This window comes from Nitrospirota bacterium (assembly GCA_016214845.1).
GTDB lineage: Bacteria > Nitrospirota > Thermodesulfovibrionia > UBA6902 > UBA6902 > SURF-23.
This window is the reverse complement of sequence record JACRMS010000028.1, coordinates 43,728-58,760: the sequence shown is the minus strand read 5'-3', so window position 1 is coordinate 58,760 and position 15,033 is coordinate 43,728. Positions and strand designations below refer to the sequence as shown.

11 protein-coding genes and 2 pseudogenes are annotated in these 15,033 nt (G+C 45.7%); 5 read left to right on the top strand and 8 right to left on the bottom strand.

All coding sequences use genetic code 11. The features are described 5' to 3' along the window. Positions 1–58 precede the first annotated feature (58 nt). Positions 59–205, top strand: a complete 147-nt coding sequence (locus tag HZB61_09530) for a hypothetical protein (GenBank protein MBI5056839.1) — start codon at positions 59–61, stop codon at positions 203–205. An 18-nt stretch (positions 206–223) separates the two neighbouring features. Then, entirely contained in the window at positions 224–421 is a 198-nt protein-coding gene (locus HZB61_09525) for a hypothetical protein (GenBank protein ID MBI5056838.1), read from the top strand. A 141-nt stretch (positions 422–562) separates the two neighbouring features. Here the strand turns inward: HZB61_09525 and HZB61_09520 are convergent, their stop codons facing one another. The 3 genes and pseudogenes from HZB61_09520 to HZB61_09510 form a co-directional block, all read right to left on the bottom strand. Then, positions 563–3,670 (bottom strand): metallophosphoesterase, encoded by a 3,108-nt coding sequence (locus HZB61_09520; protein MBI5056837.1) that lies wholly within the window; start codon positions 3,668–3,670, stop codon positions 563–565. Positions 3,671–4,207: 537 nt separating this feature from the next. After that, positions 4,208–4,368, bottom strand: a pseudogene (locus HZB61_09515) (DUF1016 family protein). 100 nt (positions 4,369–4,468) lie between these two features. Further along, positions 4,469–5,049, bottom strand: a pseudogene (locus HZB61_09510) (hypothetical protein). A 273-nt stretch (positions 5,050–5,322) separates the two neighbouring features. Between HZB61_09510 and HZB61_09505 the strand changes: the two are divergent. Beyond that, a complete protein-coding gene (locus HZB61_09505) occupies positions 5,323–5,553 on the top strand; it encodes a DUF2132 domain-containing protein (protein ID MBI5056836.1) in 231 nt (76 codons plus the stop codon). A 28-nt stretch (positions 5,554–5,581) separates the two neighbouring features. Here the strand turns inward: HZB61_09505 and HZB61_09500 are convergent, their stop codons facing one another. After that, a complete protein-coding gene (locus HZB61_09500) occupies positions 5,582–6,499 on the bottom strand; it encodes a tRNA-dihydrouridine synthase family protein (protein ID MBI5056835.1) in 918 nt (305 codons plus the stop codon). Between the two features lie 358 nt (positions 6,500–6,857). Here HZB61_09500 and HZB61_09495 point away from each other — a divergent pair, with 358 nt between their 5' ends. Beyond that, positions 6,858–7,181, top strand: coding sequence for an iron-sulfur cluster assembly accessory protein (locus HZB61_09495; GenBank protein ID MBI5056834.1), 324 nt, complete (start codon positions 6,858–6,860; stop codon positions 7,179–7,181). Here HZB61_09495 and HZB61_09490 read toward each other — a convergent pair. The 4 genes from HZB61_09490 to HZB61_09475 form a co-directional block, all read right to left on the bottom strand. Continuing rightward, positions 7,091–9,883 carry a PAS domain S-box protein gene (locus HZB61_09490; protein MBI5056833.1) on the bottom strand — a complete coding sequence of 931 codons (2,793 nt, stop codon included), beginning with the start codon at positions 9,881–9,883 and terminating at the stop codon, positions 7,091–7,093. The genes HZB61_09495 and HZB61_09490 overlap by 91 nt on opposite strands. Before the next feature lie 144 nt (positions 9,884–10,027). Beyond that, the gene (locus HZB61_09485; protein ID MBI5056832.1) at positions 10,028–10,912 is read right to left on the bottom strand and encodes a menaquinone biosynthesis protein; all 885 of its coding nucleotides are present in this window, start codon (positions 10,910–10,912) and stop codon (positions 10,028–10,030) included. 5 nt (positions 10,913–10,917) lie between these two features. Beyond that, positions 10,918–12,363 (bottom strand): RtcB family protein, encoded by a 1,446-nt coding sequence (locus HZB61_09480; GenBank protein MBI5056831.1) that lies wholly within the window; start codon positions 12,361–12,363, stop codon positions 10,918–10,920. Positions 12,364–12,390: 27 nt separating this feature from the next. Then, positions 12,391–12,804 carry an archease gene (locus HZB61_09475; protein ID MBI5056830.1) on the bottom strand — a complete coding sequence of 138 codons (414 nt, stop codon included), beginning with the start codon at positions 12,802–12,804 and terminating at the stop codon, positions 12,391–12,393. Between the two features lie 80 nt (positions 12,805–12,884). Between HZB61_09475 and HZB61_09470 the strand changes: the two genes are divergently transcribed. Next, positions 12,885–15,026: a S8 family serine peptidase gene (locus HZB61_09470; protein ID MBI5056829.1), complete on the top strand. Its 2,142-nt coding sequence runs from the start codon at positions 12,885–12,887 to the stop codon at positions 15,024–15,026. Positions 15,027–15,033 lie beyond the last annotated feature (7 nt).

Here is a 15,033-nt window from a genome sequence, read left to right as displayed (position 1 = left end):
ATCCTACAGTCTTTCGTCAGATCAAAGAAAGATTATTTAAAGCAGCGGAGAAACGAGTGTGACCATCAATGGAGTTGAGCAGTCGGATAATGCTATTCCGCTTGTTGATGATCGGCAGGAACATGCGGTAGAGGTGAGGATACCCTCAGAAAAAACGGAAGTCAGTAACACATTAAAACAGGAAATGTCAGAAGATAAACTTTAAGTTATCGAAGGAGGACCTATGAAGAAATCGGATTTGACTTTACCGGAAATCGCCCTCATAGCCGGCACACGCGCAATGCTAGGAGCAGGCGCAGGTCTGTTATTGGCAGACAGGCTCAAAGATGATCAGAGAAAGAAGATAGGGTGGACGCTCCTGATTATTGGAGCAGTCAGTACAATCCCCCTGATGATTGATGTTCTGGGGAAAAGGAAGTAGGCGTTGAACGATGCGCTCTGCTGAGATTAGAGGTAAATGCCGTCACCTGTAAAAAGTTTTGTGACCCCCACCCCCGTTCAAGTCTTTGACACCGCTTGTCCTGCGTGTTCATGGCACCAAGAATTTACTACTAATTCGTCTTCACTTGCACGACCATCTACTACAGACTGCCTCAAGTTGGTAATCATTAATATTATTAAAGTCAGGATTATCTTTGGCAATTGTTATGATTTTACTATTCGCCGTCGCAGCTTTTATTGGAAAAATAGATTTCCATAAATTAAATGCTTTTTTATAAAAGCAATATGCCGCATGAAAATCTTCTTTTTTCTCTAACGCTTCTCCAATCCAAAAATTTCCCCATCCTCTATTAACAATTATATTGGGCTCATGATCGTCTTTCTCCAACAAGTCTATCGCTTTTTGGTAGCATATTAAGGCTCCGTCAATATTATCTTGAAACCAGAGGCAACGTCCAATATTCCCATAAAAATGACCACCTCTGTCTTCATCGACTTTTTCTCGATCAAGCACCTCTTCTAAAGCATGGCCTTTCAAAAAAAAGATTAATGCTGACGCTATATCTCCAGAATCTCTTTGTGCCAAGGCGAGATTATGCTCACACTCAAATCGCGTATCAATATTGGCCTTTTTCTTGAGTTCAACTCCTCGGTTGCCCCATTCAACTGCCGGTTCATAAGCCCCTTTACACCAATACATGTAGCAACGAAGATTACACAAATTAACGTACCTCGCACTTTTACCCTCAATCGCATCCTCATACCTTCTTAAAAATGTGTCTGCGCGCTCGTATTGCCCAAGGTGAGATAGCACATCAATAAAGGAACTGAATACATCGTCAAAATGAGCATATTCATTCAAAATAGCATCAGCAAAAAGGAGTTCTTTAAAAAGAAGGTTAGCTACTCGAACAAATTCTTCAGGATGCCCTGTTGCTCGCAAAGCATTTTTAACCTCATTGAGGATATTTAAAGCGATCTTGTAATTATTAGCATTTAATGCCAGCTCTGCACGAAATATCCAGTGCTCTAAGATTGAAAAGGAGGCTCCCTTGTCTATACTTCCCCTCATTTTTGAAATTAGCAAATCAAAAAAAGATGCTATCTTATTAATAAATTTTTCACGCTCTTTAATCGGAAACTCTGTTCTGATGAAACTTCGAATTAAAGGATGCAATTCCAAGGTTTTTTTAGTGTTTGGCGCTGTCTTGATAACTATTAGATTTAGGGCTTTCAAAACTCGAAGCGCTTTGCTAAATTGATTCCAATTCAATTCATTACAGATATACTCTTCTAAACGTTCCTCTGTTTCCGGTCTAACAGCTTCCGCCATATATCTAAGAATTTTGCGCTGTTTATCATTTAGAGTTTTCCATATTGCATTTAACATGACGGATGGAAGATCCAAGTCCTTGCCCTGCCTCATGTCCGTTAAAATGTCATCAAGATTTCTTTGATTCTTAGCAACTTGTTTTGCAATCAGATTTAACCACAACGGATGCCCTTGAGTGAGATTTTGAGCTTCGACAATGCCTTGTTGAGTATTTCCCTTTTTAACATCTACTCCGCTCAACTTGAATAACTCAAGGGTTTCAGGCTCTGAAAGGCCAAACAAAGAAATTTGGACAAATGCCGGATGATTGTCATATGCAACAGTGGGACGACAAGTGAAGATAAATTGTGAATTATGCCTCTTCCTTAGTGCATTATCTATTAAAAGTTTTATTCCTTCCACCGGTTTATTAGCTGACACATCAATGTAGTGGTCAATATTATCAAAAACAAAAAACCCCTTCTTGTCATCTAATATTTCAAAAAAGAACTCTATAACAGCTACAATTCCTTCATCAATAAAGGCAGAGCAAGCAATTCGACCCTTGCTTATTCTTTCAATAATCCTGATAAGATGCGTTTGTAATGTATCGCCTTGCTCACGACAGTCACGCCAATCCCAAAATTGTTCAGTATTCACGTTGTGTTCAATGTAACGAGCAGCCAAGGCAGATTTACCCTGTCCACCAATGCCTGTAATCGCCAATACTTTAATTGAGGGATCACTTAACAATTCTAATTCAGCGTGTCTTCCAACCCACGAGGGAGTAATCGGAGGTGAATCACAATTTGACCATAATCGTGTACTTCCAAACGAGGCTACCTTAATTATAACGGGGATTGGGCTTTCGTCCGATGAGGTGTCAGCAGATAGGCTACCAGAGTTAAAACTAACTTTCAAATTATGCTGAGCGTAATGCAATCCATCTGGCACATTGTTGACATCAACGCGAAACTCTTTAGCAGGATCAACCCATAACCTAGGCCAAACTCTAACTCCATATTCGCTGTCCTTCTGATTATGAACTAAGGCTGCTATGTTATAACCATGGCTAACTGGTTCGTCAGAATGGGAATGAGTTGCTCCGGATATAATCTTTATATACTCGCTACCGCTCCCAGCTCGTAAACTCTCAAATTCTGTCCCGTGTATATGCCCATAAAGATGGATATGAGCATTATTTCTTACCCATCGACTCGCAGTCTCATAATCCGATAACCAATCAAAAGGATGATGACTGAGCACAACTTTTAATTCATTCATAGCCGATTTATCAGCTAACAAAAAACCCTCTAATTGCTTAAGCCCAAGTTGCAACTTGCCTTTATCATATTGATCTTCGGCAAGCAAAGCTGTATTTAATCCGAGCAATGAAATCATTAGATTCGATTTATGCGTAATTCTATAATGCCAGAACAAATCATCGTGGTTATGAATGTATCGAAAAGGAGCAAACGAACGAGCAAAAGACAAATAATTGCTGAGACGTTGAGTCAACAAAAATTTATCTTCATCATGAGCAAATGTGTCGTCTATTTTTTCTTCACCAGACCGTAAATTATGTAGCAACCTTTGCAAATTACGATCATAGCCTGCCACGTTTCTCTGAATATCATGATTACCGGGAATTACAAATATGTGATTTTCATCTAGCGCTATAGAATTAGCTAACTGGATGAGCCATTCCGTTGCCTCATCATATTCGTGACCAGTATTTGCAATATCTCCGGTGACGAAAATAAAGTCTGGTTTTGGAATTTGTCGCGTTTTTGCATTGGCTACATCTTCGAGCAATTTATTCAGGACAAGTTTTTGATCCCATTTATCGGATGCAAAACCGTGACCAAAATGAATATCAGATATATGAAGCCAAGATAGAATATATTCGTCGACCACTGATAACCACCCCCCTTATATCATTAACATACCTTAAGCACCTATCTGACGCCGTTATCCCAATTTGTCCCTCGTGAAATACGACAGCTCTTCGATATACAACCTGACAACAGTACAATAGCATAGAAGCGCGGAAGTTCGGAAGAACAAAATATCGGAAGTAACCCTGAAAAAGTTACGAAACATATGCGACATTGGTAGATAGGTAGATCACTACGCAAAAGCATACCCGATATTAGTAGGCTACGAGGTTATAGGAGGTTACAACGGGGGAAGAACAGGGCCAGGCTTAAAAATTGAATTCAATATCTCAATATGTAAGCCTAGTCCATATGCCTTTGTAGTGTAGAGGTTTATAACGAGGACAATTTTAAAGAAAGACAAGGGGGCTGCCCTTGAAATTGTACTGCCGGTAGCAAGGCGGGAGTCAGGTATACGATTTTCAGAATCATAAAAAATAGCATCAAATACATTCCTGAAAAAGTTTCAACCGCTTGAACAGTTTAACAACTCAAGTGAATAACTCGGTTAATAAAATCACATTAATTTCTTCTCCCCCCTTATCAACTCAATCTCATGCCGTAACTCTTTCGCCAGTTCCTCTTCTGTCGGCAGGTAAAGTTTGTACCGGAGGCGAACATCTGTTTGTTTTCATTAAGCACGCTGTACTTAACTATCGTCTCATTCTTTTCAGAGCAGTTGTTTTTTTCTTTATCCCCCTTCGATTGTTTTAGGGATGGTTCATGGCTGAACGCGTTAAGAATTAAAAACTGTTTGAGCGAAGCGAGTTTTTTTAATTTAGCGGGCAGGTATGAAGCATACCGTGAAAAAACAATCACCGGGCGGCCTTCTTTTGGTTCCGTTTTCTTGGCCGCGCAAGAAAATGAACCGGGGTTTGGGGCAGAGCCCCATTATTATTAATACGATAGCTTCATTCAGATAAAAATTACGGGCATTCTCGTTCTCCACCTTCAATAATAGCCGATAATGGGTCAGGACAGATCCGGCCTGACAACGGGCAATTCATCACGCACTGCGTGATGAATTCCTTTCAGCGGAAATAATGAACTCTCTGCGTTAGCAATTTTAAACAAAAGATAAAAAAGCCTCATATAACGCAGATTAGTCTCAGTGAAGCCTTTTCCGAACTCAACTGTCAGGCGTTTCGCGAGTTCCTTGATAAGGTATTCCCCGTAGTCTGCCTTTGTTTTCCCCTTCTGCTCTTCCTCTACAACTACCCGGCCGATATTCCAGTACGCCTGAACCATGGCAATGTTTACAGCCCGATATGCCGTGCTGCGTGCTTCTTCGAGTATTTTCTTTATGCCTGAGTAAACTGCATCTACCGAGCCCGTTTTTGAAACATCAGCTTTTTTCATTTGCATGCCCCATTCATAAAAAGATATTAAACGCTTGAATGTTCAAATGGCTTTTTAGAAAAAACTACAGCCTGAGTCCCCGTAATAACGGTTGATTATAACATACGAGGTATTGGAGGTTCAGGTCTTTAATTTTAGCGTTTCACAGAGGGGTGTCTACGATCGATGCCCTATATCTCCCCTTGGGCATATGCGCGTCGAGATTTTAGAGCTGCTAAGTGTATACTTTTAGAAACGTTATTGAAAACTGAAATGATCTATTAGGGCTGAAACATGACTAAGCAACAATCCAACGATCCTCTTCACGGCATCACTTTAGAAATGATGCTGACCCGGCTGGTAGAACTTCTTGGCTGGGAGAAAATGGGAAGACTTATCCGCATCAGATGTTTCAATAATGATCCGAGCATCAAATCCAGTCTGCACTTCTTGAGAAGGACCCCCTGGGCCAGGAATAAAGTCGAAGCCTTATATCTGAGGCACAAGGATGAGATCAGTGAGTAACCCACCCAAGGTTTGGGTGGTGTCAGGTCTACTCTTTGCTGTTCGCAAAGAACGTCCCGGCCCGTTCCCTTGCTTCATCCATACTGCTGCTTGACTGGACTTTGCAAGCCAGAGAGTGTCCGAATTTATAATTCCTGGCGAAGTAGTGGGTAAATGCCTTCAGCCTGCCCAGGCGGTATATCGGGCGATAATCGGCGTTCAAGGCTTCGATAAAGGCCGTGTAAATATCGGGCAACGAAACAATCGGCTTCGGGATATCGACGCCGTATACAGCCCCGGCAATTTCCGAGAAGAGCCAGGGCCTTATCACCGCCCCCTGTCCGAGCATCAATCCGTCGGCTCGTGATACCCTCAGACATTTTTCCGCATCCTCTACCGAGAAAATTCCTCCATTGGCGATAACGGGTATCTTAATGTAGTCTTTTATTTCGGCTATATACTCCCACCGCGGATTTCTTGCAAAGGGTTCATGCTTGAACCGGGCATGCACCGTAAGCATATCAATGCCCTCACCTTCGAGCATAGAGCAGAACGTCTTTAATTTCCCGCTGTCGGCCTCTCTGCCCAGACGGATCTTCACACTCAGGGGCAAGGCGGTGCGTTTTCTGGCCTCGGCCACTATTCGGCGGGCCTCATCCGGCCGCTCCATCAGAATTACGCCAGCGCCGAACTTGCCGACCGCTGTAGATGGGCAGCCCATGTTTAAATCAACAGCGTCAGCCTTTAATTTGTGAAGGGCATCAATGGCCCGGCCTATCTCCTGGTGATTGGAAGTCAGGAGCTGATAGGAAAGCGGGCTTTCCCTTTCGGTCCTGATCAGATACGGAGAGATGCGGGGATTTTCCACGGGTACGCTTTTAACCGAGAGCATTTCGGTCGACAAAAGGCCGACCCCGCCGAAGCCGATCATTATCCGCCGGATGGCGCTGTGGGTAAGGCCTGCCATCGGCGCAAGGAGAAGCGGCGGACCGATAAGCAGATCGCGGATCTGTATCGCTTGCGGCTGTGTTTGCACGTTCGTTTCAGCTTTTATCGACACATTTCCTATCTCTTTTTCTCTTGCCTCGGAGCTATGAATTAAGTAATTTTGCGATTTGACATGTTAACAGGAAAACCGGCGGTTCGGCAATGCTGCCCGGAATGTGACAACGATTTTGCAGTAGGGGCGAACGGCCGTTCGCCCCTACTGGTGATTCAGGCAGTTTGATTTTTCAGGTGCATTTCCTTTACTCTAAAAAGAAATGAAACAGCGTCTCAAGAATGTCCGTTTTTTGAGGGGCAGGAAATAAGGAGGATTTTTTTAAATGGTTACAATTACAGATGCAGCCGCAGAGAAGGCAAAGGAGATTCTGATTACAGAAGGAAAGGCTACCTGGGGACTCAAGTTTTTTATGGCAGGCAGCAGCTGCTGCGGCCCCTCATACGGGATTGATATTGTCGAGGCGCCTGAAAGCGGCGATAAGGTTGTGGAGCAGAACGGCCTCAAGATTTTTATGGATGCCGAGACATATGAAAAACTTGAGGGTATGAAATTCGATTATATTGTTGAAGGCGATAAAGAAGGCTTTGTGCTTGCCGGAGGCAGCAAGCCGTCATGCGGCCCAAGCTGCGGTTCTTCCTGCGGGTAATTATTGTACGCCATTTTCATAAAGACTTCCACTACTTCAGGGTCAAAGTGTGTGCCTGCCTGTGAGCGGATGTATGCGAGGGTTTTCTCTTTGGCCCACGCAGGCCGGTAAGGACGGTTTGACGTTAACGCGTCCCACACATCAACTACCGCGAATATCCTTGCCGCAAGGGGGATGGCCTTGCCTTCCAGGCCCTTGGGGTATCCCGATCCGTCCCATTTCTCATGATGATATAATGGGATGTCGAGGGCCGGTCTTAAGTAGTCTGTTCCGCTAAGCATGTCATAGGCGTAAAGAGGATGGCGTTTCATTATTACCCATTCCTCATCCGTTAATTTACCGGGCTTAAGAAGGATGTTGTCGGGAATTCCCATCTTCCCGATATCATGCAGGAGGGCTCCCCTTCTGATATGCACGAGCTCGTCTCCGCTTATCCCTATTTCCATAGCTATGCGAGTGGTCAGATCGGTCACTCTGAGTGAATGACCTTCTGTCTCTTTGTCCCTCATATCAAGCGCGGTGGACCATCCCACAATGGTGCTGTCATAAGCGAGTATAAGTTCATTGCGTGAATGCTGGAGGTCATTGAACAGCGAGGCATGGTCAATGGCGATGGCAGCCTGGTCGGCAATGGTGTCGAGAAAATCCAGCCAATCAGGATTGGCATCGAACTGGCTGCGGTAAAACAACTCCAATACGCCTTTTACATCGCCCTTGGCAATAAGAGGGACGGCGAAATATGAGACAAATTTCTCATCGGGAAACAACCTTGACCGCACAAAGCCGTCGGGTTCCTGCACGAGATTTGCGATGCCGATGATGCGCTGTTCAACAGCGGCCCGGCCCGCATTGCCCTCTCCCAGTCTGAGATGTGTGTGTTTAAGCGCGCTTGAGCGGAAACCTTTGTTGATGACATGGTCAAGCGATTGAGTGTGTTTGTTCAGCAGTAAAACCGAAACGGCGTCAATGCCTAATTGCGTTGTGATCTGGTCTGTAAGGATGTCGAGAGTTGAATGCAGGTCGATACTGGAGTTGACCGCTTTCTCAATTGAATGCAGCACATTGAGGCGGTTAAGCTGAAGCCCGATTAATTCTTCCGAATGCTTGCGGTCTGTTATGTCCCTGAATATTGCGGTAAAAAAAGTTTCCCCTTTCTTCCTCCATATCGCAATGGAGAGTTCGGCGGGGAATTCCCGGCCGTCTTTTTTTTGACCGGTAATCTCGACTGTCTTGCCGATAATGTCCTCGTTTTCCAATACAACTGCCGGGGCCAGTTCTTTTTGACAGAAGTCGTGGAACTGCTTTGACATGAAGCCTGTGATATGCCTGCCCACGGCCTCATCGGTGGTGTACCCGAAAATCCTTTCAGCGGTCGCATTCCAGAAAATGACCCTGCCTTCGCTGTCAAAAGACGCGATGGCGTCGTTGGCAGTTTCTATTACCGAGCGCAGCCTCTCCTCGCCTTCCTGCAGGTCTTCAGTCAGTTTGTCCCGCACCATTGCCGTCATCTTCAGGTCCTCCCTCATCTGGTTGAAGGCGTCCGCCAGCTCGCCGATCTCGTCGTGAGAGTTAATGTCAATTTTCACATCCTGTTCGCCCTTGCCGAATTTGATCGCGGTGTCCCGCAGCTTCAGGATTGATTTTGTAATGCGTGAGGACATGAAAACGCCCAGGACAACTGCAAACAGTGTGATGCTCAGGGAGATAAATGAGATCTTGTTCCGCAATTCGATGACAGGAGCAAATACTTCCTCCGCGTCATAGTCCGTAATTAATATCCATCCCAGGCCTTTAATGTCTTTGTAGTCCTGTGCCTGAATATACACGGACAGTCTCCCGTCGTGTTCGGCGCTTAAGGCCCTGGTCTTTTGTATTTCCTGAAACAGGCCCGGTTTAAAGGAATGAAAAAAATCCTGAAAAAGCCTGTCGCCTTTTTCTGAGGAGTAAATTAATTTCTTGTCATGAGTGATAAGCCTGACTTTCACATTATGCCTGTCCTGCTCATTTTGTATATAGGTTTTTAAATTATTTAATGTGGCTGTGATCTGTTTGGCGCTCAGCAGGAATTTCATTGCTCCGAGGAAATTGCCGTCTTCATCGTCAATCCTCAAGCCGACACTTATGCAATAATCATTAGCGCTTTTATCATATTTAACGTCTTCAACATATAGCCCGTTCTTCTTTGCGGCCTGCCACCATTCTTCATCATCCTGCCTGTAGTCCTCTGTTCTATTGGTCATGGCGACAACAGCCCCGTATTTATTCGTAAAAAATACTTCGCTGAAGATATTGTGGCCGTATCTCTCCCTGTAGTATTCCGTTTTCTCTTTTAATTCCTCCGATAGATCGTTTTCTGTGAGACTGCGCATAAACGGAGTTTCAGCATTTTCAGGAGTGTTTTTCCACTCCGCATTTTTTTGTTCGAGGAATTGTTGAATGTTTCCGAGCTTCTCAAACTCGCGGTTTGATTTTATCAACGTCCGGGGAACAAATATGTCCCTGGAATATTCGCGGAATACCTCGACCTTGTTATAAATTTCTTTTTCAAGGGCTGAGAGGATCTCTTTAGACAGGGATTCGGCGTTATCAACGAAAAGCTCTTCCAGTGTCTTTCTGCTGATATCAATGATCAAATAACCGGTAGTCCATATCAGCAAGGCGACCGCCAGGAACCCAATAGTCAATTTATGAGCTAACTTCATCTTTCTCTCATTTTTTTACGAGATATTTCATCAAGTAAATATGCTCACCCTTAGTCAGCCCTAAGGACAAACCTAAGCTCTTATCGGCATTTCAAGTGAGTTCCCTAAGTTTGTAAAGAATAGGAGGGAGAATGTTTAACTGGGTTACTTGCCGGATAATTTCAATGCGTACTTCTCGAACAGCCGCAGGCCCTCAAGGTGTTTTTCAGTGAAGTCATAGGAGATGGTCTTCCAGTAGTCAATAAGTTCTTTTTCCGTCAGCCATTTATTTTGAGGGGCGTCTTTTGCTATCAGCGGGAATTTTTTACCTGCGTACTTTTTTGCGTTCCTTAATTCCGAGGAGAGTTTTTTGATAAGCTCTTTTTTCTCCTCAACAGCATCTTTCGTTACAACCCACAGGGCAAACACAAATGGAAGTCCCGTGTATTTAAACCACAGCTCTCCAAGGTCGTAGATGAAAAGCGGCTCAGAACCCAGAAGACAGACCTCAGATGCCAGACTATTATTTGTTTTCTTTTTTCTGTCTTCTGTCTTCTGTCTTCTGTTTTCTGTCTTCTTCGCTTCCTGCATCGCCGTGTCGCCTATGTGAAGGACAGCGGAAAAAGTCGACAGGATATTTTTGACGCTGCGGTGGTCCGTGGGTTTGAATTTGCATTTTAGCGAGAGGAATTCTTTCAGGATTATTTTCAAGAGCGCGGTGGATGTTTCAGACGCTGATGACAGCGCAATGGCCTTACCGCCTAGTTCATTTAACGGGTATTTCGAAAACAGGAGGATGCTTTTGATGGGCCCGGAGGAGCTTATGGAAGAGTAGGGCACGATAAGGTATTTGTTCTTGTTCCGCAGGTATTCAATGGAAGATGAAGGGCTGATGTCGAGTTTGCCCTCGCGCAGCATTTTATTCACCTTTGAAGGAACGCCTTTGACAAATCTGTACGCTGAATGATTGCATTGCTTTTCGAGATAGTAGAATATCGGGAAAAGGTTTGCGTACGGGATCCTGCCGATCCTGAGTTTCAATTTTTTCATTAACTTTATCCCTTTATCACACCGAGCGGCCTGAGCCTCGCGACCTTTTTTGAAAGTCCAGCGTTATGCACTACGTCCACAACATTTGAAACGTTCTTGTAAGCCTCCGGCATTTCCTCCGCAAGCGTCTCCCTCCCGGCAGACCTTACGACTATGCCCATGTCTTCCATCTCTCTGCGGATAGAGCGCCCTTTCGCCCTTCTTATCGCCTGATGCCTTGACATCAGCCTGCCTGCGCCGTGGCATGTGGAGCCGAAGGCTTCCGCCATTCCTCTTTCAGTCCCTATGAGGACATAAGACGCCCTGCCCATATCGCCCGGTATTATAACAGGCTGGCCGATATGTTTGTATGCATCGGGAAGTTCAGGATGCCCCGGAGGGAAGGCCCTTGTTGCGCCTTTGCGGTGTATCACAAGTTTTCTCTTTTGCCCGTTGACAATGTGCTCCTCCACCTTTGCAATGTTGTGCGCAACATCATATATCAGGCTCATGCCGATCATTTTCGGCCCTGTGCCAAAGACATTCATGAAGGACTCCTTCACCCAGTACATAATGAACTGCCTGTTGGCCCATGCGAAATTCGCGGCAGCCCTCATTGACGCTAAGTAGTCCCTTGCCTCAGGGCTGTCAAAGGGCGCGCAGGCAAGCTCCCTGTCCGGCAGCTCAATCTTGTATTTTGCCGCCGACCTCTGCATTACTTCAAGAAAGTCCGTGCACACCTGGTGGCCGAAACCGCGCGAGCCTGTATGGATCATAACTGTGATCTGGGTCTTAAACAAACCGAGGGCATTGGCGATCTTCTCATCGTAAATCTCGTCAACGTACTGGATCTCCGTAAAGTGGTTGCCTGAGCCGAGAGTTCCGAGCTGCGACCTGCCGCGCTCATAAGCCTTGTCGCTGATCAGGCCGGGGTCCGCCCCGTCGATGCATCCCCCAGACTCCGCGTGAATGAGGTCTTCCTTTTCTCCGAAACCCTGCTCCACTACCCAGCGCGCTCCTTGCAGAAGGACCTTTCTGTGTTCTTCGGAATTCAAACGCAGTTTCCCTTTCGACCCTACGCCTGTCGGGATGTCCCTGTAAAAGCCCTCGATAAGCTCTTTGATCTTCGGAGCGACCTCTTCTCTGGCAAGATTGGTCCTCAAAAGCCTGACCCCGCAATTGATGTCATAACCAACTCCACCCGGAGAAATGATCCCCTCTTTCAGATCGAACGCGGCAACGCCTCCTATGGTAAAACCGTACCCTGTATGAATATCAGGCATTGCGAGCGATGAACCGACAATCCCCGGGAGTGTGGAAACGTTTGCGACCTGCTCAATGGCCTCTTTCTCAAGTTCTTTCTCAAGGACCTCATCAATATAAATAATTCCGTTCGTCCTCATTCCGGCCTTGTAGCCCTTCGGCACCTCAAGCCTCGTGGCGTCAATTCTATGTAATCCCTCAATGGTCATGATCTCACTTCCTTCATTTCTCTTTGACTATATATCAAATATTACCACAGCCTCCCACTTTGAATTGATCTTTCTTACCGACAGGTTGTGATATGTGGCGGCCTTGATAAGCAGCCTGCTTTCATTGGCCTGAGGATTAAAGATCCCGCCTGAGATCTTTGCCTTCAGCGAGGTGTTTTCAATCCTTATATCAAATGACTTTCCAACAAGGCCGAATGTATCAAAGAGGAAGACAAGCTCGTTGAGCCATTTGATGAGCAAATCTTCAATACTTTCAGCGCGGACGGCAACTTCCCTTTCTTCCGGTCCTGTTACATTTAAGACATCTGTAATGAGATTAAACATCCCTTCCGCGGCATTCGCAAAAAGCTCAGGCAGCCCATCGCCCCATATCCTGAGGCCTGCGTCTCCTGAGATATCAATAGGTTCGTATTTTTTCATGTTGATTTTCAAAAGAAAGGTTTATAATAAAACTATCGCAATTTCTTGTTTCATTCATCAATAGAGCCGGGAAAGTCACGATGACAAAAGCAATAAAGCTCGCTCCTATTATACTTATTTTCACTTTCCTGATATATTCCTGTTTTCTTTTGCTTAATAAAGCGGAGGCTGCAAATATCAATGCCGCTGATGTTGATGCCGCAGTTGACCGCCTCTTGTCCCCCGAACATGTTAAAGGGGAAATGATTATTAAGTTTAAAGGCGAAGTTGCCGCCGATAACCTGGTATTGAAGCAGGCCTCTTCCCTTGTCCATTCAAGGACCGGCGTGATGATAAAAAAAGAATTCGGGGGTTTAAGAGGGCTCCAGCTTGTTAAGACGCCTGGCAATGTTTCTTTGAGGCAGGCGCTAAGAGATTATCTTCTTGAGCCGCAAATAGAATATGCTGAACCGAACTATATTGTTCACGCTGATGTTATGCCCGATGATGTTTATTTCACCAACCTGTGGGGGCTTGATAATACGGGGCAGACGGGCGGGACTTCAGATGCGGATATCGATGCCCCGGAGGCGTGGGACATTACCACGGGTTCAAACAGTGTTGTGATAGCTGTGGTTGACTCCGGCGTTGCGTATAACCATCCTGATCTAAGCGCAAATATCTGGACCAACACCGGGGAGACAAGCTGCGTCGATGGAATTGATAACGACGGCAATGGCTATATAGATGATTGCCGGGGATGGGATTTTATCGGCGACGACAATGACCCTGCTGATTACGCTGCTCACGGCACTCATGTGGCGGGCACAATAGCGGCAGCCGGAAATAACGCCCTGGGAATAACAGGCGTCATGTGGCATGCGAAGATTATGCCTCTGAGATTTCTTGGCGTTGGCGGCAGCGGCACTACAGCGGATGCTGTCTCTGCAATTCTTTACGCAAATGCAAAAGGCGCCCACGTAATAAACAACAGCTGGGGCGGCACGGGTTACAGCCAGGCGTTGAAAGACGCCATTGACGCATCCCCCGCGGTCGTTGTGTGCGCAGCAGGAAACAGCGGCACAAATAATGATGCAACCCTTTTTTATCCTGCAAGCTACACAAGCCCCAATATAATATCCGTGGCGGCAACCGACCACAACGACGCGCTTGCATATTTTTCAAATTACGGGGCCTCCACCGTTGACCTGGCAGCGCCCGGGGTAAACATTTACAGCACAGTGCCTGTTTTCAGCTACGGCGCTCCTCTAACGATCTTCAGCCAGAATTTTAATAGCACGTCCGGAAATCTTCCTCGTCTTGGATGGAGCAGGGGAGGCACGAATTCCACCTGGGCAATAACAACCGGGACAGGCTATGGCGGCACTAACAGTCTTGAAGACAGTCCGGGCAAAAACTATCGTGGCAATACAAGTTCATGGGCCGGCTATATGACCCCGATAGCATCAGTAAAAGATAACCTGTACACGCTTTCATTTAAATGGAAGGGCGTGCTTGAGAATAATTTTGATTATCTGGACATCAATTATTCCCTGGATGGAATTAACTGGGGCTGGGTGGATTACAGGACCGGGACCACCAGCGGGAGTTTTATTTCGGATTCGACTACCGGATTGACTTCGGCGGCAGACATGTCCGGCAGTTTTTATTTCGGCTTTGGATTGTCTGCCGATCCTATCAATCACAACGACGGGGTTTATATTGATGACGTAACACTTGACAGGAGATCGATCAGTATCAGCGGCTATGGTTATTCAAGTTACCAGGGGACATCAATGGCCTCGCCTCATGTATCGGGTGTTGCTGGACTGATAAAGGCATTCAATCCTGCTCTTACGGGTATTGATATAAAGAATGCCGTCCTGAATAATGTTGATGTTAAAACATCTCTGTCCGGCAAGGTCCTGACCGGCGGGAGGTTGAATGCATTTAACGCCTTAAATTCTCTGACCTGTCCAAACCAGCCCGTGAGGATACTTCGTATAATCCCCGCGTATTATTCAACCCTCCAGGCTGCTTATGATGCCGCCGCTGACGGAGAGACTGTCCAGAGCAGGGCGGTGAGCTTGACGGAAAGCCCGAACTTAAATCTTAATAAATCGGTAATATTAGTCGGCGGTTTTAATTGCGATTATTCATCAAATACCGGCAGCACGGCTTTGAGCGGGAACATGAATATCACTAACGGAATACTTTCAATAGAAAACTTTGAGCTCAAATAGCATAGGG

Coding starts and splice junctions, on each gene's coding strand:
- HZB61_09525 (MBI5056838.1), top strand. CDS start 224: ATGAAGAAATCGGATTTGACTTTACCGGAAATCGCCCTCATAGCCGGC.
- HZB61_09505 (MBI5056836.1), top strand. CDS start 5,323: ATGACTAAGCAACAATCCAACGATCCTCTTCACGGCATCACTTTAGAA.
- HZB61_09500 (MBI5056835.1), bottom strand. CDS start 6,499: ATGGCAGGCCTTACCCACAGCGCCATCCGGCGGATAATGATCGGCTTC.
- HZB61_09495 (MBI5056834.1), top strand. CDS start 6,858: ATGGTTACAATTACAGATGCAGCCGCAGAGAAGGCAAAGGAGATTCTG.
- HZB61_09490 (MBI5056833.1), bottom strand. CDS start 9,883: ATGAAGTTAGCTCATAAATTGACTATTGGGTTCCTGGCGGTCGCCTTG.
- HZB61_09485 (MBI5056832.1), bottom strand. CDS start 10,912: ATGAAAAAATTGAAACTCAGGATCGGCAGGATCCCGTACGCAAACCTT.
- HZB61_09480 (MBI5056831.1), bottom strand. CDS start 12,363: ATGACCATTGAGGGATTACATAGAATTGACGCCACGAGGCTTGAGGTG.
- HZB61_09475 (MBI5056830.1), bottom strand. CDS start 12,804: ATGAAAAAATACGAACCTATTGATATCTCAGGAGACGCAGGCCTCAGG.
- HZB61_09470 (MBI5056829.1), top strand. CDS start 12,885: ATGACAAAAGCAATAAAGCTCGCTCCTATTATACTTATTTTCACTTTC.